We start from the raw sequence: 22,582 nt of genomic DNA, 5'->3' as shown, positions 1-22,582 counted from the left end.
CCCTTGAAAGTGATTTCATACTGCCATCAGTGCTTAAGGCTTGGATAGCAGCGAGGTCAAAATGTTTACGGAAAGTCGCGCGTCTGCTCCACAGCCTGCTTGGCGATTGTTTTTATTACAAACAAATCTAGCCGCCCATACACCTGCGCCGCCAACCTTATCTACGCTCTAGCCCGTGCCAGGAGGCGCATTGAAGAGTCCATGACGGACCCACTGTCTCCCGGCGCCTGATGCCTAGGAGATACCGATGAGAATGGACACCCATCGCCCCCGGCCCGGGTTCGGCTGTGCGCTGTTTGGCGCGTTGCTGAGCCCCCTGGTCGTCGCGGCCCCCACGTTGTCTACGCAAATACCCTTCGATGTCACGGCGACCCCGCCCTTTTCCCTGTCCAGCCTGCAAGCCAACTTCGATGAAATGTCGTGGCAGACGTTCATCGCGCTGAACTGGCCGGCCCTGGACACGGGTCAACCCAACAGCGCTGTGCAGATCGGCCAGCAGGACGCGGCCACCGTGTGGGAAAGCTATAAGGAGAGCTATCAGATATTCCTGGCCCAAGGGCAGAAGCCGCTGCCCTTTCATGCGCCCGCCAGCGTGCCGAAAGCCTGTGAAGGCAAGGGTTCCGGGCGCTTGCTGCAACAGATGGGCAAGGTTCCGGATGTGCTCGACGAGTTTATCCAGCCGTTTGAAAGCGGCCCCCTGGTGGACCAGAGCGGCGTGTACACGCGCAATGAAATCGTGGTCAACCAAGCCATGTTCGACGGCATCGTCAACAACGGCCTCTACAGCATCCAGGGCCAACAGGCGTTTTTTGCCGCCAGCCCGACCAATGCCGTGGCGTTCAGTTGCGGTAACCCGAGCACCAGTGAGGTGGGTTCGCTGATGGTCAAGGCCGCGTGGAAGGTGTTGGACGGCAACGACAATCCCGCCAGCTTCCATAGCGTTGACGCGCTGGTGTATACGCCGGGCAACAGCGACCCGAGCAAGGGGCCGGTGGTGGCCGAGTCCTGCGTGGCCGAGCCGGTCGGGCTGGTGGGCCTGCATATCGTGCACAAGACCACCAGCGCGCCGCAGTGGGTGTGGTCGACCTTCGAACACGTCGACAATGTGCCGGAAAAGACCACGCCGCCCGCCGAGCGCAAAGGCCCGTACCTGTTCTACAACGCCAGCAGCCAGGCCGAGGTCAACCAGCCGCCGCCCCGGCCATGGAACCCGGCGGTGAAGGCCACGCCCTCGCAGATCGTGCGCGAGATACCGTTGACGGATGAAACCAAGGCCCTCAACACCACGTACCAGACCCTGCTGCGCACGGTGAATCCCAACAGTGTATGGGCCAACTATCAGCTGATCAGCACCCAGTGGCCGACGCTCAGCGGCCAGCCGCCGTGCCAGATCTCCGCCACCAAGCCGCTGGGCAATCCGGCACCGTCGTTCCTCGCCAATGCCACGCTGGAGACCTATATCCAGGGCACCGTGCCCCAGGCGTCGTCCAGTTGCATTGCCTGTCACGGCAATGCCGCCACCCACGTGACCCAGTCGCCGCGCACCAGCTTCGCGGACTTCACCTACCTGCTCGAACGCGCCCAATCCACCGGTGTGACAAGGAGTCAGCCATGAGTACCGACCTGGACAATTTCACTGGCCTGAGCGTGGTGCTCACCGGCATCGATCAGGAACTGCTGGCGCCGTCGGTAGACCCCATCGGCCTGCCCAGCACCTTTCTCAACTTCATCGGCCCGCGTGTCGGGCAAAGCGTGCTCAGCGCCCTGCTGGCCCAGTACGCCACGCTGGCGGCCGAGCAGGCGACACCGCAGCAAATCGGCACAGCGATCCTGATGCAGAACGGCCAACCGGCACCGACGCAAACCGCCCAGGTGGCACGCGCGATCATGAAGCTCTGGCTGCTGGGCGTGTGGTACCAGCCGTATACCCAGGGCGCGTTCCCGCTCGGCGAGCAAACCGTGGTGAGTGACGAGGCCTACACCCAGAGCTGGGCGTGGAGTATTGCCCAGGCCCACCCCATGGGCTACAGCGAGTTCTTCTTCGGCTACTGGAACAGCCCGCCGCCCAGCCTGGAAGACTTCACCGGGGTTAACGCCAGCACGCAGCCAGGAGCATCGTCATGAGTAGCGAACAAGCAGATGTGGTGATTGTCGGTGCGGGCCTTGCGGGCAGCCTCATTGCCTATCAATTGGGCCTGGCCGGGGTGCAAGTGCTGGTGCTGGAATCGGGGCCGGAGATCCCGCCCAATCGCAACCAGTACCTGGAGCGTTTCTATACCGCGACGTTGAAGACGCCCGAATCACCCTACCCGCCGGTGAGCACCTTGAGCCCGCTGCGCAAGCCGGCCGAACAGAACGCACCGCGCGCGACCATCGCCGACCTGATCAATGACAACTGGAAAAACCCCGAGGTCAGCTACCTGGTGCAAAAAGGCCCGCTGCCGTTCACCAGTACCTATGAGCGCGTGGGCGGCGGCACCACCTGGCATTGGGTCGCCACCTGCCTGCGCATGCTGCCGAATGATTTCCGGATGAAATCCCTGTACGGCGTGGGGGTGGACTGGCCGATCAGCTACAACGACCTGCAAAGCGCCTATTGCCGTGCCGAAGCGGAGATCGGTGTGGCGGCGAACGTGGCCGACCAGGCGTACCTGGGCATTACCTTCCCGGCCAACTATGAATACCCGATGACCAGCATCCCGCTGTCGCTGGTCGATGGCAGCTTCGTCAGCGCGGTGCAGGGCCAGTCGTTCGAGGGCCTGCCCTTGGTGGTCAGCCCGACGCCGGCCGGGCGCAACTCGCAGCCGTATGCCGGGCGACGGGTGTGCGCGGGTAACACCAACTGCACACCGATCTGCCCGATCCAGGCCAAGTACGATGCCACGGTGACCATGAACAACGCGCTCAACACCGGCAATGTGCGGGTGCTGTACAAGACCGTGGCGAGCAAGGTCACCGTGGGGGCGGACAACAGCATCAGCGGTATCGAGTTCATCCAGTACCAGCTTGGTGACGGACCCCCGACCGGCACCGGCGTTGCGGTGGGGCAACGTTATGTGATCGCCGCCCATGCCATCGAGACGCCCAAGTTGCTGCTCAATTCCACCAGCAGCGCCTGGCCCAACGGCGTGGCCAACAGCAGCGGCCAGGTCGGGCGCAGCCTGGCGGACCACCCGATCTACCTGGCCTGGGGCCTGATGCCCGAGGGCAAGACGGTGTTCCCGTATCGCGGCCCGGTGTCCACCTCCGGCATCGAAAGCCTGCGCGACGGCGCGTTCCGCAGCCAGCGCGCGGCCTGGCGGATCGAGATCGGCAACGAGGGCTTCAACTGGCCGATCGGTGATCCCTACACCACCGTCGCCGACCTGATTGATGGCACCAACATCAGCAAGACCAACCCGCTGCCAAACACACCGGGCGCGCCCCAGGTGCTGTTCGGCACGGCGCTGGTGCAACAGCTGAACAACCTGCTCACGCGGCAATTTCGGATAGGCTTCCTGGTGGAGCAAGTGGAGGAAGATCCCAATAACGCCAACTGCTATATCGTGCCTTCCAGCCAATACAAGGACCGCCTGGGCATCCCGCGCCCGGAAATCCACTACGACCTGTCCGACTACACCAAGGAAGGCTTCAAACAGGCGCGGATCCTGGCCAGCCATGTCATCACCGAACTGCTCGGGGCTACCGAACTGACTGCCGACATCCCGCCTGGGGTGTTCACCTACCAAGGGCAATCCTATTCGTTCCAGGGTGCCGGGCATTTGATGGGCACCTACCGCATGGGGGACGACCCCAAGACCTCGGTGGTGGACAAGACCCAACGCAGTTGGGACCACAACAACCTGTTCCTGGTGGGTGATGGCGTGTTCCCCACCACCGGCACCTCCAACCCAAGCCTGACCATCGCCGCGCTGTCGATCCAGGCCGGCGACACCCTGTGCAACGAGCTCAAGGCCGCGACAGTACAGGTGCAGGCCAACCAGCCATGGCAAGGCACTGGCGTGCAGATCAGCGGCCCGAGCCCGCGCCTGGTGCGGTATGTCAGCAGCAAGTGGCTGGCCAGCCCGGTGGGCGGCATGGTCGATGGCAACGGCAGCCCCGGGCTGATCGCCAAGGCGGGCTACACCTTGCCGGGAGCCAATGAGGGAGCGCTGATTGGCCGTGTGAGCAGCAGCGGGACACCGTTTCTGGTGGGTGACCTGGCGGAGATTCCGGCGGGGCAGACCGGGGAATTGCAGCTGTGCATCAACGATGATCTGGAGGGGCGTTATGGCATTGGGTTGGGGGATAACCAGGGGGCGCTGACGGTGCAGGTGGGGTTCGGTACCACGTAGGGTCCTGGGCTGCGGGAAAAACCCGCAGCCCATTTTTTTAGGTGGCTGGCAGACAGTCGAAAATGGCTACTCGCCACTACTTGAATCGATAGGTAAACTTCAAACCCATGCACCTCGGGGGCGGTCCCCGGTCTCTAATGTCATAGGAAACAGGTGGACATTCATGGAAGAAAGTCATATCTGGCTCGGCGAGCTATTAGCACGCGCACAGGCCAGTCAGCTTCAGAGCGAGATGACGGACGCTCAATTCCAGCAGGTTTTGCTCTATGTCCTCGCCGTGCAAATCGTGGACTGGGACAGCCCTAAATGGGTCAAGGAGCGGGAGACTAAGTACTGGGTCTACCACGACACCATTCAGGCCTGCGTGCACATGCTGATGGAGCACTGTGGCCTCGCCGAAAAAATCACTGCATGCGACGAACAGACCTACGAACAGCTATCAGTGCTGTTGGATGAGGTCACGGAGCAACTGGACGGAGAAGAGTGCCTCAACCTGTTCGACGCACTTTTTTATTTTCTTGCCACCCAAGCCCGTTTCGACCGCCGCCATGCCCAGATCAGCGGAGCACTCGCCACCGGCTTGGCGCGCGATGAAGGGCTGATCGACCTGGAGCCCTATAGTGGCGAAGCCTTCGTCAAGCATTTCGACCTCCATCAGGGCCGGTTTGCATACTTGCTTGTTGAAGGTAGCGCGGCCCTACACCACTTGACCCGACTCAGACTGATCGTGCAAGGCGTCAATGCCGAACTGATCCAAGGTCTGCCGAATGACTTCAAACGTGAGGGCCTGTCACTGCTGGATAACCCGGTCTACTTGAAACAGCCCTTCGTCTCACTGTTACAACGGACCGAAGAAGGCACGTTAACGGGGCGAACACTGATGGTGTTCACGCCTGGCCGGACCCCAACCCCCGCCTCCCTGGATAAACTCAAGCAACACCTGTCCAGCAATGACCTGCTTGAAGCCGTGTTCGATTTCACGAGCTATAACGACGCTGGCAACGCCACCCGCTACTACGCCTGGTTGTTGAATAGCCAAAAATCCCAGGCAGACAGAACGTTGTGCATCGACACACGCAAATTGCTGTCTGGGATTCGGGGGGTCAGCGCAGAAGAGCTCGCCTACTTCTCAGCAGCGATTTACCAGATATGGAGGTCAGATGGAGCGTTGCGCTTTAGCCAATACCCTGAGTCGAAGCTGCTGGGTTCACTCAAAGGGCTGTTTGCCCAATGGTTCGACACTGGGTATGAGGATGTCGACGGCGTTTGCGTAGAATTGGACACCAAGGATGTGCTCAGGACCCGCATCGGCGGGACTCGGGTTCCGCCCGTTGATCGAGTACGGGAAATTTCACTGCTCGACCGGCGCCCGCTGGAGCACCTGCTCGCGCAACCAGGCAGCGTATCTTCCTGCACCTACGTCATCGGTAACAATGGCGCCGGCAAAAGCCTGTTGTTGGCTTCTCTGGTTGACCACCTGCAGCAACAGTCCACCGCCAGTGTGGCCATTGTGGTCGGGCCGATTGACCGTTTTCCCTTGGGCAATCGCGAGAAGTATCCTCATTATCGCTACCTGGGCGACCGGACGAGTACCGGGTATTCATCGCAAACCATCGAGCGCAAGTTGATCGACCTGTTGGTCGAAACGGTCGAGATACCTGAGCGCCTGGCGTTGCTGGAAAACCTGCTTGAGCGCATGGGCCTCAAACAGCGCCTGTACCTTGCGCCCAATGGTGCATTCAACGAACTGCTGCGACCACTCGACCTGGCCGCCCAAGTCATTCCCCTTGCCCTCGCGGTCAGTGAACATGTTTCCCTCAAGGGACTGAGTCTCGCATTGAGTCGCCAAGGCCATTCCAACCTGCTGAAATTCACCGACCTCAGCTCCGGCGAACAACAGGTGCTGCTCTTGTTCGCCAAAATCATGGCAAGCGCCGGCCCCGGCAAAGTGCTGCTGATCGATGAGCCAGAAGTGAGCCTGCATGTCGGTTGGCAGCAGTTGCTGCCGAGCCTGTTCAGCCTGATGGCAGAACGTCTGCAAACCCGGTTCGTGATTGCCACCCATTCACCGACGCTGGTTGCCAATGCCAAGGACAACCTGAGCCATTGTTTTATGGCCAAGGACAATCAACTGACAGAAATTGCGCCTGAACAGCGCCACTCAGTAGAGACCATCCTGCTCAAGGGCTTCGAGACCTACACCCCGCACAACCGGGAAGTCGCCGAGCGCTGCGCGGCGCTTGTGACAGAGGCGATTCGAGCAACCAACCGGGGCCAGGCGGGTAAGTATGCCCAACAACATGAAGACCTCAAGAAAGCACTGGAATACATGACAACCATCATGAAGACCTCCGGTGACGCCGAAGACAAGCGCTACCAACAAGACCTGCAACTCATCGACCACGCGAGTCTTGCCATCACCGAAACCTTTGCCCTTGCGCAACAGGCGTTGCCAGCATGACCCGCCCCACCGGCGAGCCGAAGGCAGCGCTCCCCTACAGCGAACAGCGCAAGTTTCTGCACGCATTGCGCAAGGGGGCAAAAGCTTTTGATAAAACTATCTGGGGCAAGCTGGGCGACCCTGCCAAAGCCGACTGTGCGGCGCTCAAAAAACGCTTGCGCGTAGCGCTGAAAAGCCGCCAGGAGCCCAGGTGTTGTTACTGCAAGCGCTGGTTGCTTAACCATGCGAGTGCAGCACCCATCGAACACGTTCTGTCACGCGACACCTACCCTCAATTCGCCTTGCATCCGCGCAACCTGGCGATTGCGTGTGTCGATTGCAATTCGGTCAAGGGCAAGGCCGACTGGGGCAAGTTCCCTGGCGCCCCGGCGCTTTACCCCACGGCAGACGTCATGACCTTCTTTCATCCCCGTCACCATCGCTACGATGAACATATCCGCTTCATCCGTATGGAAACCAATCGCCAGGAGTTCGTCAGCTATCACGGCCTCACGCCCCAAGGACAACACCTGTGCACCCAATTACTCAGCGCTGTGGTCGGTAAGCGCAGCCTTAAGCGCAGCTACCCCGCGCTGGCGGGCTGGCAACGCACCATCGACGACTTGGATGCCCAGGGCGACTCAACAGACCGCCCAGAACTGCAAGCCTTTCGCCATGCCATGGAAATAACGATTGCCGAACGGCTGAACGACGGCGGCAAGGCCAGCGCACTGTGGGTGGTTCCAGATGACGCCACCAAAGATGCTGCACCTAAAACATCGGGCCGCAAACACACTCGGTCACGCAAACAGCAACTCGCTCATGATCCCATTCGCGCTATCCAGGAACAGCTTGCATTCGACTGATCGCGCAGACGTCAAGCTACACCGCAATCTGGATATGTAGCCTCAACACAAAGGACCTGAGAGGTTCGTTACACACGCAACAACAGTCCTTTGTCATCACGCCCATTGATAGCCCCCTAACGAAACCCCCATGCTAGAGGGCTAACCCCGCGCTTATATCATTCCGAATGATAGTTACCTTTGCTTCATTCGATTCGTGACATACCGCCTCGCCGCGCATGATCCGCCCATCTCAAATACATTGGCGGATGCACCTCATGGAACAGTCACTCAAACATTTGCGCTTCCCCCTGGCGATCCTGGCCGTGGTGGTGATGAGCGCGTGCGGCAAGACCCCGGAACAAGCGGCCGCCATGCCACCGGCAAAAGTCAGCGTGGCCAAGGTGCTTGAGCAGCCGGTCAACGAGTGGGATGAATTCACCGGTCGCCTGGAAGCGCCCGAAACCGTACAGATTCGTCCACGGGTCTCTGGCCAGATTGACCAAGTCGCTTTCACCGAAGGCGCTTTGGTCAAGAAAGGCGACCTGCTGTTCCAGATCGACCCGCGTCCGTTCCAGGCCGAAGTGCGCCGCCTGGAAGCCCAACTGGCTCAAACCAAAGCCGCCGCCACCCGCAGCGACAACGAAGCCCAGCGCGGCGAACGCCTGCGCCAGAGCAATGCGATCTCCGCCGAACTGGCCGACTCGCGCACCACCGCCGCCCAGGAAGCCCGCGCCGCCGTCGCCGGGATCCAGGCGCAGTTGGACCTGGCCAAGCTGAACCTGAGCTTCACCCGCGTGACCTCGCCGATCAGCGGCCGCGTCAGCCGTGCCGAAATCACCGCCGGCAACCTGGTGACCGCCGACGTCACCGCGCTGACCAGCGTGGTCTCCACCGACAAGGTCTACGCCTACTTCGACGCCGATGAACGTGTATACCTCAAGTACACCGAACTCGCTCGTCAAGGCCGCCGTGGCGCGACCACCCCGGTGTACCTGGGCCTGTCGAATGAAACCGGCAACCCGCACCTGGGCCAGATGAACTTCGTCGACAACCAGGTCAACCCGGCCACCGGCACCATCCGTGGGCGCGCCGTGTTCGATAACAGCAAGGGCGAATACACCCCTGGCCTGTATGCGCGCCTGAAGCTGGTCGGCAGCGGCACCTACTCCGCCGTGCTGATCAACGACGAGGCCGTCGGCACCGACCTGGGCAAGAAGTTCGTGCTGGTGATGGAAGGCGACAAGCCGGCGTATCGCGCAGTGGAACTGGGGCCGAAGATCGAAGGCTTGCGCATCGTGCGCAGCGGCCTGAACAAGGACGACACCATTATCGTCAAGGGCCTGCAACGCGCACGCCCCGGCTCGCCGGTCGCCCCGGAAACCATCCCGATGGCCAGCAAGGAAACCCTCGCCGCCTTGGCCCAACAACGACAAGCGCTTGAAGCCAGCAACCTGGAGCAAGTGGCGCCGGAAAAAACCGCGCCCAAGCTCGCAGCCGTTGCGTCTCCACGCGGTTAAGGGATACGACTCAAGATGAATTTTTCCAAGTTCTTCATTTCACGGCCGATCTTCGCAGCGGTGCTGTCGCTGCTGATCCTGATCGCCGGTGCGATCTCGCTGTTCCAGTTGCCGATCAGCGAATACCCGGAGGTGGTGCCGCCGACCGTGGTGGTGCGCGCCAACTTCCCGGGCGCCAACCCCAAGGTCATCGGTGAAACCGTGGCCGCGCCGCTGGAGCAAGCCATCACCGGCGTCGAGGGCATGCTGTACATGTCCTCGCAATCGACGGCCGACGGCAAGCTGACCCTGACCATCACCTTCGCCCTGGGCACCGACCTGGACAATGCGCAGGTGCAGGTGCAAAACCGGGTGACACGGACTCAGCCAAAACTGCCTGAGGAAGTGACGCGCATCGGTATCACCGTGGACAAGGCCTCCCCCGACCTGACCATGGTGGTGCACTTGACCTCCCCGGATCAGCGCTACGACATGCTGTACCTGTCCAACTACGCGATCCTCAATATCAAGGATGAGCTGGCCCGCCTGGGCGGCGTCGGCGACGTGCAGTTGTTCGGCATGGGCGACTACTCCCTGCGTGTATGGCTGGATCCGAACAAGACCGCCTCGCGCAACCTGACCGCCACCGATGTGGTCACCGCGATCCGCGAGCAGAACCGCCAGGTGGCAGCCGGTGCCCTGGGCGCCCAGCCTGCACCGTCTGACACCAGCTTCCAGTTATCGGTGAACACCCAGGGCCGCCTGGTCACCGAGGAAGAGTTCGAGAACATTGTGATCCGCGCCGGCGCCAACGGTGAAATCACGCGCCTCAGGGACATCGCCCGGGTCGAGTTGGGATCGAGCCAATACGCACTGCGCTCGCTGATCGATAACCAGCCGGCCGTCGCGATTCCGATTTTCCAGCGCCCCGGCTCCAATGCCATCGACATCTCCAACGATGTGCGCGCCAAGATGGCCGAGCTGAAAAAGAGCTTCCCGGCCGGCATGGATTACCGCATCGCCTATGACCCGACGATCTTTGTGCGCGGTTCCATCGAAGCGGTGGTGCACACCCTGTTCGAAGCGCTGATCCTCGTGGTGCTGGTGGTGATCCTGTTCCTGCAGACCTGGCGCGCCTCGATCATTCCGTTGGTGGCGGTGCCGGTCTCGTTGATCGGGACCTTTGCGGTGATGCACCTGTTCGGCTTCTCGCTCAACGCGCTGTCGCTGTTCGGATTGGTACTGGCCATCGGCATCGTGGTGGACGACGCCATCGTGGTGGTGGAGAACGTCGAACGTAATATCGAGCTGGGCCTGGAGCCGTTCCCGGCGACTGAAAAAGCCATGAGCGAAGTGACCGGGCCGATCATCGCCACCGCGCTGGTGCTGTGTGCGGTGTTCATTCCAGCGGCGTTTATCAGTGGCTTGACCGGGCAGTTCTACAAACAGTTCGCCTTGACCATTGCGATCTCGACGGTGATCTCGGCGTTCAACTCGCTGACCCTGTCCCCTGCCCTGGCCGCCGTGTTGCTGCGCGGTCACGACGCACCGAAGGATCGTTTCTCGAAGGTCCTCGACAAGCTCCTCGGTGGCTGGCTGTTCCGTCCCTTCAACCGCTTTTTCGAAAAGTCCAGCCATGGCTACGTGAGTACCGTACGCCGGGTGATTCGCGGCACGGGCATTGCCCTGTTCGTGTACGCCGGCCTGATGGTGCTGACCTTCTTCGGGTTTGCCCACACCCCGACCGGCTTCGTACCGGCCCAGGACAAGCAATACCTGGTGGCTTTCGCCCAACTGCCCGACGCTGCGAGCCTGGACCGCACCGAAAACGTGATGAAGCGCATGTCGGAGATCGCCCTGAAGCAGCCCGGTGTGGAAGCTGCGATTGCCTTCCCCGGCCTGTCGATCAACGGGTTCACCAACAGCCCGAACAGCGGCATTGTGTTCGTGACCCTGAAGCCGTTCGATGAGCGTAAAGACCCGAGCATGTCCGCTGGGGCAATTGCCGGTGCGTTGAATGGCCAGTACGCCAACATCGAAGAAGCCTACATGGCGATCTTCCCACCGCCGCCGGTACAGGGCCTGGGCACCATCGGCGGGTTCCGCCTGCAGATCGAAGACCGTGGCAACCTCGGCTATGACGAGCTGTACAAAGAAGTGCAGAACGTCATCACCAAGAGCCGTGGCGTGCCCGAGTTGTTCGGCCTGTTCACCAGCTACACGGTCAACGTGCCCCAGGTCGATGCCGCCATCGACCGCGAAAAGGCCAAGACCCACGGCGTGGCGATCAGCGACATCTTCGACACCCTGCAGGTCTACCTGGGTTCCTTGTATGCCAACGACTTCAACCGCTTCGGGCGTACCTACCAGGTCAACGTGCAGGCTGAACAACAGTTCCGCCAGGACGCCGACCAGATCGGCCAGCTGAAAGTACGCAACAACAAGGGCGAGATGATCCCGCTGGCGACCTTTATCAAGGTCAGCGACACCTCGGGGCCGGACCGCGTGATGCACTACAACGGCTTTATCACCGCCGAGATCAACGGCAACGCGGCACCGGGCTACAGCTCCGGCCAGGCCCAGGCGGCGATTGAAAAACTGTTGAAGGATGAACTGCCCAACGGCATGACCTACGAGTGGACCGACCTGACCTATCAGCAAATCCTCTCGGGCAACACTGCGCTGTTCGTGTTCCCGCTCTGCGTACTGCTGGCGTTCCTGGTCCTGGCCGCCCAATACGAAAGCTGGAGCCTGCCGCTGGCGGTGATCCTGATCGTCCCGATGACGCTGCTGTCGGCCATTACCGGGGTAATCATCTCCGGTAGCGACAACAACATCTTCACCCAGATCGGCCTGATCGTACTGGTGGGCCTGGCGTGCAAGAACGCGATTCTGATCGTCGAGTTCGCCAAGGACAAACAGCAGGAAGGCCTCGATCCGCTCGCTGCGGTACTGGAAGCCTGCCGCCTGCGTCTGCGGCCGATCCTGATGACCTCGTTCGCCTTCATCATGGGTGTGGTGCCACTGGTGTTGTCCAGCGGTGCCGGTGCCGAGATGCGTCATGCCATGGGCGTGGCGGTGTTCTCCGGGATGATCGGGGTGACCTTCTTCGGCCTGTTGCTGACACCAGTGTTCTACGTACTGATCCGTCGCTATGTGGAGCGCAGCGAAGCGCGCAAAGCGGCCAAGGCCTTGAAGCTGGAGACACAGCAATGAGTGTGAAAGTATTCCTGCCGAGCTTGCTGGTCCTGGCGCTGAGCGCCTGTGCCGTGGGCCCGGACTACAAGACCCAGACCCCGGAGGCGGCGAACATCACCGCCGCCGCGGATGCCAAGCAGTATGACCACGCCAAGTTCGAAGGCATCTGGTGGCAGCAGTTCGACGACCCGACCCTCAACCAGTTGGTCACGCAATCGCTGCAAGGCAACCGTGATCTGCGCGTGGCGTTTGCCCGTCTGCGGGCCGCGCGGGCGATTCGTGATGACGCCAGCAACGACGCCATGCCGACCATTACCAGCCGCGTCAGCAGCGACCAGGGCAAGGGCCAGATCCCCGGCCAGACCACCCGCCGGGTCAAGACCGAGCGTTACGACCTGGGCCTGGACATGGCCTGGGAACTGGACCTGTTCGGGCGCATCCAGCGCAACCTGGAAGCCACCGACGCCGACCAGCAAGCCGCCGAGGCCGACCTGTACCAACTGCAAGTCACCCTGATTGCCGAACTGGTGGACGCCTACGGTCAATTGCGCGGCGCGCAACTGCGTGAACGCATTGCCCTCGACAACCTGAAGAACCAGCAGGACTCGCGCACCATCACCGTCAGCCTGCGCGACGCCGGTGTGGGTGACCAACTCGACGTGGAGCGTGCCGACGCACGCCTCGCAGCAGTGGAGGCCAGCGTGCCGCAACTGCAGGCCGAACAGGTGCGTGAGCGCAACCGCATCGCCACCCTCCTCGGCCAGCGCCCCGACAAGCTGACCGTGGACCTGGGCCCGAAAGACCTGCCGGCGATTGCCAAGGCGTTGCCGATCGGCGACCCGGGGCAACTGCTGCAACGGCGCCCGGACATCCTCAGCGCCGAACGCAAACTGGCCGCCGCCACCGCGCGTATCGGCGTAGCCAAGGCCGACCTGTTCCCACGGGTCAGCCTCAGCGGGTTCCTCGGCTTCACCGCCGGGCGCGGTTCGCAGATCGGTTCATCCGCCGCAAATGCCTGGGCCCTGGGCCCGAGCATCACCTGGGCCGCCTTCGACCTGGGCAGCGTACGTGCCCGCCTGCGGGGTGCAGACGCCGAAGCCGATGGCGCCCTGGCAACCTACGAGCAGCAAGTGCTGCTGGCGCTGGAAGAGTCCGAGAATGCCTTCAGCGATTACGGCAAGCGTCAGCAACGCCTGGTCTCGCTGATCCGCCAAAGCGAATCCAGCCGCGCCGCCGCCGACCTCGCCGCGATCCGCTACCGCGAAGGCACCGTGGACTTCCTCGTCCTGCTCGACGCGCAACGCGAACGCCTGGCCGCCGAAGACTCCCAGGCCCAGGCCGAAGTGGACCTGTATCGCGGGATTGTGGCGATCTACAAGGCGCTGGGAGGTGGCTGGAAGCCAGACACCGTCGTGGCGACTGCCAAGTAACGTAAAGAGCTCCTTTGGTTGGTCGCATCCAGCCAATTTTTAGCCCCGTGGCCTATTTGGTCATGGGGCTTTTTTTGTTTGGAGCGTCCTAAAATGTTGAAAGTTACTTCTGTAAGCGAAACAAGAAGTCCTTCGTAGGTCACTTCCTAATACCGCGCTGCGCCTGGCAATCAGGAGTACATGCTTTTTATTGCGGCTGCCATTTCTTCTACAACACAGAAAATGAGGCCTTCTAAAAAAAATGGATGCACCTTAAACTTTAAATATCGCCAGCTTAAAAAGACAGATATTTAAATAAAAATGAGCACCCTGAACCCACTCAAAAACAAGCACGACAACCTATATTACTCCTTATCAATTTTTATGAACCTTGATGTCCAAAGAAGCCTGTTTGTACTTTACCTGCTGCAATTTGGAATTACACAAGGGGAAATAGGCATTCTTCAATCTTTTTTATTCTTTTCTTCCGTAGCGTTAGAAATCCCATCTGGTTTGCTCGCAGATCGATATGGTCGTAAATGTTCTCTCATACTCGGCTTTTTAGGGCTATTTATAAGCGGCATTGGATTTCTGCTATTTTCCTCCTTTATTCCTTTCGCCATAATATTTTGTCTGTTCGGCGCCAGCATTGCCATGGGCTCCGGTTCGGACAGGGCATTACTGTATGATAACTTACTGGCCCAGCATCGCGCCGAAGAGTATCCTAAAATACTCTCACGCGCCCGTGCCATTGGTGCGATTTCATTAGGCTTATCTATGCTGCTTGGTGGCGTATTACAAGACACATGGTCTTGGAACAGTGTTTATATTTTTTTTGCGGCATCAAAGCTCATTGGAGCTGTTGTTGTGACATTCATTCCCGAAATGAAGCTCCCGGCGTTCTCACTGAATTTGAATAAAAAAAGTCACAAAATCAATGAAAAAACGGAGGGACATCTCACCTCGCTGATTATTTTTTTTCGGTCTAAAAAAGGCGCATTTCTTATACCTTTGTTTATTGGATATGCTTTATTCGAGCTTTCAACGATCCCCTTGTTCATCTATGGCCAACCCTTTTTTTCCATGCAGGGTTTAGAGGTACCTATCATCGCTGGCATTTATGCTGCTGTTGAAGCCCTGTCGGCATTAATGTTCATGGCTGCTGGCTTTTTTTGTTCTCGTTTTTCTCTCGGCATAATTGCTTTCTCTACCACCCTTATTGCCACCTTTCTTCTTTTCATTCTTTCATTGAATATCGGTACAACCACTTCGGTCGCAAGCTTCCTTCTAATCATGTCGCTCCCTGCCATATATGAAACCTCATACGAAACCTATATTCATGACAATATTGAGTCACACATCCGAGCATCGTGCCTATCTGTGGCGAACCTGGTTAACTCAGTTATTATCGGCATCTCCTATACTGTTTTCGGCGGTTTGTTGGATGCATATGGTTTTTCGGTGACGTTGATCATCGTTGCAGTCTCCTGTTTTGTTGGTTTATTGGGTGTAAGTACAACATTGCTGTCAAGTGGGCAAAAAGACCATTTAAAAAAACAAGAAGCTTGAATCGTCCCAGGTTTTCCACGGGGCCGTCGAGTCGTTGAACTATCGTGGTTTTAAACGGCAAATTTCAGCCAATCCGTCTTTCCCCAGTGCATTCGAACATGCGCTTCAGTGCCACTTGAACACCTCTTGAACGACATCGCTGACAGACCGTGGAGCGTGAGGCCCGTGCCCGCCCGGCCGGGGGAGCCGCTCCAGCACCTGGACGATTTTGCCGGTCTGATCATGGCGCACCAGCACAAAGCGCGGTAAAGGAGCGCTGCTGACTGCACGCTTGCGAATAATCCTGACGGGCAATTGTTCGGTAATTACACCACCTGTGGCCTTGGCCTTGTCCAGCGCCTGTTGAATCGCTTTCACATTTTCCTTGTACAACGGCCGGTTGTTTTTAGCCTGGTCCAGCAACGCAATGCCGAACAGGGTCGAATCGGCGTTATGCGCCTGGGGCGCCTTGGCGAACAAGCTCAAGGTCGCCTCCTGCACCTCGTCCCCCAAGTGGCGAAAGTGCTTGGGGTCCGTGGTGTTGCCCAGGTTGAGCAAGTCTGCAATGTCCTCGCATCCGCCTTTGATCGCGCCGGAATAGACATAATCCTCATCACCGGGAAAACCATGGGCCTGCTCATGGATCAGTGTGTTGGCCATGGCATCGTCGCTACTCCCCATGCTGCGGTAATAGTCCGTGGCGCCGTTCACATTAACCTCTATGTATTTTTCCTGGCGATAGCCTGCTTTGTAACGGCTATAGGACGACGGCAGGAGCTGGGCCTGCCACTCCGAGCCTTCGTTTTCGAGGAAGTTGATGTTGGAAAGATCCAGCTTGTCCAAATCCACTTTCATGGTGCGCTGCTTGCGCGTAAAGGCAGCCACGACGTCCTCGGAATCCGCGCCGAAGAAGGTTTTGCACACGAATTTGAGGTCTTTCTCGAACTCAGGATCGGACAACGCACTCAAGGCACCATTGAGTCGCTCCCGGGCGATGGGCAGTGCTCGTTCAATGGCTTGACGGCTTTGCTCAAGGAGGGGTGTCGCGGCGGGCGTCCCGGCGGTCTCCAGGGTGGGCAGTTGAGCCGGGTCGTGAGGACGTGGTTGCTCACCGTCAACGGAAGGCCTGCGCATTTTCCGGGGACGCTCGGTGGCAAAAGGCGGCGCGCCCAGTTGCTCCTTCATCGCGGTCTTCCAGGTCGCACGGAGCTCCCCCAGCGGCCTGCCAAGACGAAAAACAGGGCGGCTGCTCAACCATTCGTAGCCTGCCTGTAACGGCTGCTCCAAACCCGCAACAGGGTTGAACAGGTTATTGCTCAGCGCACCAAACGCTCTGGTGGCCGCCGACATCTTGGACAAGGCAGTCTCTGCCCGACTGACAGCCTGCGCCCCTTCCACAACCTCGCCAGCGACCACGGAGCCGATCATCACGGCGTCGAGCGCACAGCCGGTGAGCGCGCCCAGCTCGGTCTTCACGCGCCCGGAGGCGATGTCGTCGTAGCATCCCTTGAACGGAATAAGCAGGTCTTCAATGGTCTTGACCGCTTCCTGCGTGCGCGCCTCGAAACGCTCACGCGGCGTCGTGCCCATGGCGGAGTCCAGGAGTTCCTGGCGATTGAGCACCAGGTCATGGCGCCGTACATAGGCGGCAAAATCCCTGGTTTTCTGCGAAAAGTATCCGCCGTCTGCCAATGATCCGCGCCCGCTGCCGGCCGGCAGGGTTTCGCGCAAGGCGCGTATCTGTACCTCGGACTCCCCGGCCCCATGGCCGTCCGCGTGGGATTGCAGTTTCGTCACCCACACACGGGGCACCTGCGCTTCGCCTCGGGCCAGTGCCTTGAGGAAATCGGGACGCTCGAAGTACTCGCCCCTCAAGGGCCAAAACTCAAAACATTTCGCATTGTCACCCTGTCCCGCCTGGACGATAAAACCATAGCGCCCCTTTACCCGCTCCGTTTGTTCCGCCGCATCGCTGATGGCCTTTCCTTCGGCGGTGATGGACTCGCCCTCGACCCGGTAAAACGTCAGTTCTTCTCGCTCAAGCAGCTGTCGGTCCTGATAGGGCATTTTGCTGAACAGTTCCTTGAGACGTGTGGTGATGGCTGAGGTGAACGTGTCGCCCCCCGACTTTACCGAACGGTCGAGCATGTCTTTGGTAAACCGAAGCCGATTAAAACCCGCCTGCAGGTCGGCGAGCTCTCCGCCCGTTTCTGCCGTAGTCCCGCCAAAGGGACCGTTGGCCACTTTTTGCGCATACTCACCGTTCTTCAACGCCCCCATCATATGCAGGTCGATCAAGCTCAATTCATGGGAGGGATCAGCCATGAAAAAAGGCATCGGATAGGTATCTCTCTGCACGGGCTTATCCAAGTCTCGCCCTGGGAACACCGCCTTGAGGTCCGCCTGGGCCAAGGCTCTGCGCGTCACGGGAGGGGTCTGCAGGACCGCAGTGGCCTTTTGCGTGGTCTGGATATAGTCCTTGTATTTGCCCGCGCTCTTGCGCAGATCTTCCACGGTGTAACGGTCATCGGCACGGCCCGCGATCACGCCATTGAGCACGCCCAAATCCAGCAACGGATCTGCCTCGGCCGCCTGGAACAACGGCACCAGTGTGGGTGTTGGAGGCTGGAGAGCCGCGCGCTCCAGCACTTGAGCATAGGTCAGGGTCCGACTCGATCCTGGCGCGAGGGCTTCAAGCAGGGCAACGGTTTTCCTCAACACCAGCCAGGCGGGAGAACCGATATGCACGGTGTCGGGGATATCCCGCACCAGAAACTCCGGCGCGACAGTCGCCAGGAATAGATGGCTGACAACCTCCACGGCGTCCGGACTCACGCCTTTGTTCTGCACCAGGTGCATGTGCAGGTCTTTGCGGGCATCGGCCATCTTGAGCCCGGCATTTTGCAGCGAGTACAGGTCATACCCCGCCACGTGATTTCTCTGCTGCCCCAGGTGCGGATCAATACGCAACAGATGGGCGGTGACCTGCAACTGATTGAGCGGCTGTTTGCGCAAACCATCGTGGGGAGCGTTCAGCCCTTCCAGCAAACGGTGCTGGCGGTACACATTGAGATTCTTCTGGCTGCGTAACCGCCCAAGGATGTGCGCATCGACATCACCGGAAAGAGGCTGCTGTTTATCCAGCCACTGCGGGCCGACGAAGCGTTCAAAGGACCCAACCAGCGTTTGGCGGTCTTGCTGGCTCAGTTTCAGCGGCGAGTCCAGCGCCAGCCAGGGCCCGGTATAGCTGCCCATCGGCGGGCTGGAGGGAAGCGGATGGCGCTGCCAGCCAATCAGGTTGCGAATGACCTTGGCCGAGCGCGGGACATCCTGCCCGTCGGCGTTGGGTAGCGTCACGCGCAGCATCTGCAATGCATCGACTTCGCCCGTGGAATGGAGGATATGTCCGGTGGTTTGCGCCATGTCCAACAGCGTGTCGAAGCGTTTCTTCAAGCCTGGCCGGGCGGATACAGGCTCGCTCAAATCGATCCAGCGCCCTGCACTGTCCAATACCTCCAAGCGTCCATCGAAGATGCGTAGATGGGCGGTCTGGCTGTCGATTCCATATTTTTCCCAGGCCGCCTGCATGCCTGGACGATTTGCCAAAGCGGCCAGGGCCTTGCGCCCACGCTGTACATCGGTCGCCAGCGTGGATCTCGTGACGCTTGAAAAGCGGATCTCGGCGAGGTCGATAGTGTCCTGATCCGCCTTGCCCTGCACGTGGCGCTCCAAGGCAGCGATCCAGCGTTCCTTATTTCTGGCTTCCAGTATCGCCGTGTCGAGCAGGGCTTGCGAAAAATCGCTGATGCCCTGCAATTGGCCGGGGATGTGATGAACCAGCGTCGAAGGGCGCAGCAAAGGCTCCGGACGGATGACCTCCGGGTAACGATCTGGCTGAATCCCGGTGGCCGTGGATGGAAAACCCACTGCAACGGGTTCAGGCGTAGCAACGACCTTGGACATCAGGAGAACTCGCTTTCACGATTGAAGAGTGTCTACCCTGCCCCGGAAAACGAATGGATGGGATCGGAAAAGTCCTGGCCGCCAGCAGCCTGTGCGCGACTCAACGAGGTTCCCCCAGGATCAAACTGCGGTAATGCCCAGGATTGGACCCCACCCACTTGCGAAACGCCTTATAAAACGAACTGGTATCGGCAAACCCCAACCGCGCCGCGATCTCGGCAAAGCTGATCTGCGGTTCGGCCAGCCACACAATCGCCAACTCCTTGCGCACGCTGTCCTTGAGCCCCTGGTAGCTCTGCCCTTCTTCCGCCAGGCGGCGGCGCAGCGTGGAAGCGGAGATACACAGCGTGGCCGCAAGGCCCTCGGTCTCAGGCCAGGTGTCGGGAGGCATTTGCCGCAGGTCGTGCTTGATGCGTGTAGCCAGGCTGTCGGGGTTGCGGTATTTGACCAGGATGTTGGCCGGCGCATGGCCGAGGAAGCGCTTGAGTTCTTCCGGGCTGCGCTTGATCGGCAGGTCGAGGCAGTCGGCAGAGAAGATCATCCGCGTGCGTGGCCGATCAAAACGCAGGTTGTCGGAAAACATCACCTGGTAGTCATCGCAAAAGTCCGGCTGCGGGCAGCGCAGTTCGATGGCCAGGATCGGGATGCGCCGGCCTGCCAGCCAGCAGGCGACGCCGTGCACGATCATCCAGTAGGTGAAATAGGTGAATGCGCGCTTGGGCGCTGGCTCGGGTTCTTGCAACACAATTTCCGCCAGGCTCTGTTGGCGCACCAGCTGGGCTGGCAGGTGTTCCAGCATCAGCGAGAGGAACCCCAGGCCGGTTTGCAGGCCCGCTGCCAGGCTGGGCTGTGCAATGGCGGCGCGACAAAGGAACTCGAGGCTACCGGACTTGAGCTTGCGCGGGTCCATGCCGAAGAACTCATCGTCCATGCGCCTGGCCAGCAGACGCCACAAACGGGCGTAGGCGGTGGCCGGAACGCGGGCCACGGGCTGTTCCAGCAATGCCGGATCGATCCCGACCTTGCTCAAGGCTTCGACGGTGGCCGGCCCCGGTGCGCAGCTCTGCAACAAGGCTTCGCGCACGAGATGGATGGAGATGGTGTCTTTTTCCGACATGGGAGGTTGGGCAATCCGGCGGCACTCGAGATGCCGTGCATCATAAGGTGGGTTGCGATTCGCCACCACCGTTCAGCCATTGTTCAGCAAACGTCAAGTTTTCCTGTTTAGCAATGAGTATCATTATGTTACAACTTAGCTTCCTACCTACTTAAGCTGCGGTGCCCGATGCTTGTTCCCTTTTTAATCATGCTGCGCGAAGGCATTGAAGCGGCGCTGATCGTCGGCATCATCGCCAGTTACCTGCAACAAACCGGCCGCGGCCAGTGGATGCCCGCCGTATGGATCGGCGTGTTCCTCGCCGCGGCCCTGGCCTTGCTGGTGGGCGGTGGCCTGGAACTGGTCAGTGCCGAGTTTCCGCAGAAGCAGCAGGAATTGTTCGAGGGCATCGTCGGCCTGGTCGCCGTGGGCATCCTCAGCTCCATGGTGTTCTGGATGCGCAAGGTCGCGCGCTCCATCAAGCATTCGCTGCACGCCTCCCTTGACCAGGCGTTGACCGGTTCCAAACACCAGGTCACGGCGCTGATCCTCATGGTGTTCTTTGCCGTCGCTCGTGAAGGCCTGGAAACCGTGTTCTTCCTGCTGGCTGTGTTCCAACAGAGCGAAGGCCCAGGCGCACCGATTGGCGCCCTGCTCGGCCTGGTCCTGGCGATCATCGTCGGCTTCCTGATCTACACCGGCAGCATGCGCCTGAACCTCGGTGCGTTTTTCCGCTGGACCGGCCTGTTCATCCTCGTGGTCGCCGCCGGCATCCTCGCCAATTCGGTGCAAGCCCTGCATGAAGCGGGCGTGTGGAACCACTGGCAGACCGTGCTGTTCGATTTCAGCGCCGAGCTGCCGATGGACAGCCCGCTCGGTTCGGTACTGGCCGGCATGTTCGGCTACCAGGAAGCGCCGACCGTCAGCACCCTGGGCGCCTATCTAATGTATCTGGTGGTGGCGCTGGTGATGTTTTTCCTGCCCGCGGCACCGCCCAAGCCTGCCGCCAGCCCTTCTTCCGTTTCCAGCCAGTAAGGACCGTCTCTTGTCCAACCCAACGCCTCAACCCGCTTCGCCCCCCCGCGCCCTGCGCTGGGCGGTAGCCGGCTCGGTGGTCGTGATGATCGCCGCCGGTGGCCTGTTCTATTACGCCTCGCAGCTGGCGGCCAGCAAGCGCCAGACCAACCACGATGAAATCGCCGTGACCATCCATGGCCATGCCTGCGAGCCCAATGCACTGACGGTGCCGGCCGGCCGTGCGAGCTTTCGCATCATCAACCGCTCTGACCGGGCGGTGGAGTGGGAAATCCTCGACGGCGTGCTGGTGGTCGAAGAGCGCGAAAACATCGCCCCCGGCCTGAGCCAGGTGATCAACGCCAACCTGCTGCCAGGCGACTATGCGATCACGTGCGGCCTGCTGAGCAACCCGCGCGGCACCCTGCATGTGACGCCAACCGCAGAATCCGACGCCCAGGCCAAGGCCAAGCCGTCGATGGTGGCGTTTATCGGCCCGCTGTCGGAGTTTCGCGTGTACCTGAGCAGCCAGGGCAGTGCCCTGGTCAAGGCCGTGACCGCCCTGCAACAGGCGATCGACGCCGGTGACCTGGCCCAGGCGCAAGCGCTGTACGTGCCGGCCCGTGAGGCTTACCAACGTCTGGCCCCGGCCTCGCAGCGCCTGGCCGAGCTGGACAACGCCATCAACGCCCGGGCCGATTACTTTGAAAAACGTGAGCAAGACCCGGCCTTCAGCGGCTTCCATCGCCTCGAATACAGCCTGTTCCAGCAACGCAGCCTTGATGGCCTGGGGCCGATTGCGCAGCGCCTGGTCACCGATGTCACCCGCCTCAAACAGCAGTTGCTGGCGCAGTCGCTGCCGCCGGAACAACTGGTGAGCATCGTGGTGCGCAACCTCAACAGCCTGGCGGATGTACGCGCCATCAGCGGTGAAGAAGAGCGCTACAGCCATGTCGACCTGAATGGTTTCGCCGCCAACCTGGAGGCCGCGCACAAGGTGGTCGAACTGATGCGTCCGCTGCTGACCAAGTCCGCCGCCGACCTGCTGCCGACAGTCGACAGCGCCCTCGCCGCCTTCGATGCCGAGCTCCAGGGCTTCAAGCTCGACAAAGGCTACGCCACGTATGACAGCGTTACCGCCGATCAGCGCAAGCAGATCGCCGACAAGGCCAAGGCTCTGGCCGCCGCACTCGATGGAATCGACCCCGCCCTTGGCCTTTCCGGCCTGCAGTGAAG

At 60.3% G+C, this 22,582-nt stretch carries 13 protein-coding genes; 11 read left to right on the top strand and 2 right to left on the bottom strand.

All coding sequences use genetic code 11. From position 1 onward, the window contains the following. The first annotated feature begins 247 nt into the window (after window positions 1-247). From Q8X51_RS28955 to Q8X51_RS28915, 9 genes are all read left to right on the top strand, one after another. Window positions 248-1,615, top strand: coding sequence for a cytochrome C (locus tag Q8X51_RS28955; RefSeq protein ID WP_407694533.1), 1,368 nt, complete (start codon window positions 248-250; stop codon window positions 1,613-1,615). Further along, entirely contained in the window at window positions 1,612-2,124 is a 513-nt protein-coding gene (locus Q8X51_RS28950) for a sorbitol dehydrogenase (RefSeq protein WP_065927731.1), read from the top strand. Before Q8X51_RS28955 ends, Q8X51_RS28950 begins: the two co-directional genes overlap by 4 nt. Then, window positions 2,121-4,334, top strand: coding sequence for a GMC family oxidoreductase (locus Q8X51_RS28945; RefSeq protein ID WP_407694534.1), 2,214 nt, complete (start codon window positions 2,121-2,123; stop codon window positions 4,332-4,334). Before Q8X51_RS28950 ends, Q8X51_RS28945 begins: the two co-directional genes overlap by 4 nt. A gap of 163 nt (window positions 4,335-4,497) precedes the next feature. After that, window positions 4,498-6,795, top strand: a complete 2,298-nt coding sequence (locus Q8X51_RS28940) for an AAA family ATPase (RefSeq protein WP_407694535.1) — start codon at window positions 4,498-4,500, stop codon at window positions 6,793-6,795. After that, entirely contained in the window at window positions 6,792-7,640 is an 849-nt protein-coding gene (locus Q8X51_RS28935; protein WP_065927734.1) for an HNH endonuclease, read from the top strand. The genes Q8X51_RS28940 and Q8X51_RS28935 overlap by 4 nt, the downstream gene beginning before the upstream one ends. A gap of 257 nt (window positions 7,641-7,897) precedes the next feature. After that, window positions 7,898-9,139, top strand: a complete 1,242-nt coding sequence (gene mexE, locus Q8X51_RS28930; RefSeq protein ID WP_065927800.1) for a multidrug efflux RND transporter periplasmic adaptor subunit MexE — start codon at window positions 7,898-7,900, stop codon at window positions 9,137-9,139. A 15-nt stretch (window positions 9,140-9,154) separates the two neighbouring features. Continuing rightward, window positions 9,155-12,334: an efflux RND transporter permease subunit gene (locus Q8X51_RS28925; protein WP_065927735.1), complete on the top strand. Its 3,180-nt coding sequence runs from the start codon at window positions 9,155-9,157 to the stop codon at window positions 12,332-12,334. Continuing rightward, window positions 12,331-13,746: an efflux transporter outer membrane subunit gene (locus Q8X51_RS28920; RefSeq protein ID WP_065927736.1), complete on the top strand. Its 1,416-nt coding sequence runs from the start codon at window positions 12,331-12,333 to the stop codon at window positions 13,744-13,746. Before Q8X51_RS28925 ends, Q8X51_RS28920 begins: the two co-directional genes overlap by 4 nt. A 300-nt stretch (window positions 13,747-14,046) precedes the next feature. Further along, on the top strand, window positions 14,047-15,294 hold the full coding sequence (locus Q8X51_RS28915; RefSeq protein ID WP_407694536.1) for an MFS transporter: 1,248 nt from the start codon (window positions 14,047-14,049) through the stop codon (window positions 15,292-15,294). Window positions 15,295-15,399: 105 nt separating this feature from the next. Here the strand turns inward: Q8X51_RS28915 and Q8X51_RS28910 are convergent, their stop codons facing one another. Both Q8X51_RS28910 and Q8X51_RS28905 read right to left on the bottom strand, forming a co-directional pair. Beyond that, window positions 15,400-19,236 carry a hypothetical protein gene (locus Q8X51_RS28910; protein WP_407694537.1) on the bottom strand — a complete coding sequence of 1,279 codons (3,837 nt, stop codon included), beginning with the start codon at window positions 19,234-19,236 and terminating at the stop codon, window positions 15,400-15,402. 100 nt (window positions 19,237-19,336) lie between these two features. Continuing rightward, complete coding sequence (locus tag Q8X51_RS28905; protein ID WP_065927739.1) at window positions 19,337-20,353, bottom strand: AraC family transcriptional regulator; 1,017 nt, start codon at window positions 20,351-20,353, stop codon at window positions 19,337-19,339. Between the two features lie 168 nt (window positions 20,354-20,521). Here Q8X51_RS28905 and efeU point away from each other — a divergent pair, with 168 nt between their 5' ends. Next, entirely contained in the window at window positions 20,522-21,367 is an 846-nt protein-coding gene (efeU, locus tag Q8X51_RS28900) for an iron uptake transporter permease EfeU (RefSeq protein ID WP_027607884.1), read from the top strand. A gap of 10 nt (window positions 21,368-21,377) precedes the next feature. Continuing rightward, window positions 21,378-22,580: an iron uptake system protein EfeO gene (gene efeO, locus Q8X51_RS28895; protein WP_027607885.1), complete on the top strand. Its 1,203-nt coding sequence runs from the start codon at window positions 21,378-21,380 to the stop codon at window positions 22,578-22,580. Window positions 22,581-22,582 lie beyond the last annotated feature (2 nt).

The organism is Pseudomonas sp. Yb2C2 (genome assembly GCF_052112325.1).
Classification (GTDB): Bacteria; Pseudomonadota; Gammaproteobacteria; order Pseudomonadales; family Pseudomonadaceae; genus Aquipseudomonas; species Aquipseudomonas marginalis.
This window is presented reverse-complemented; position numbering and strand designations above follow the sequence as displayed.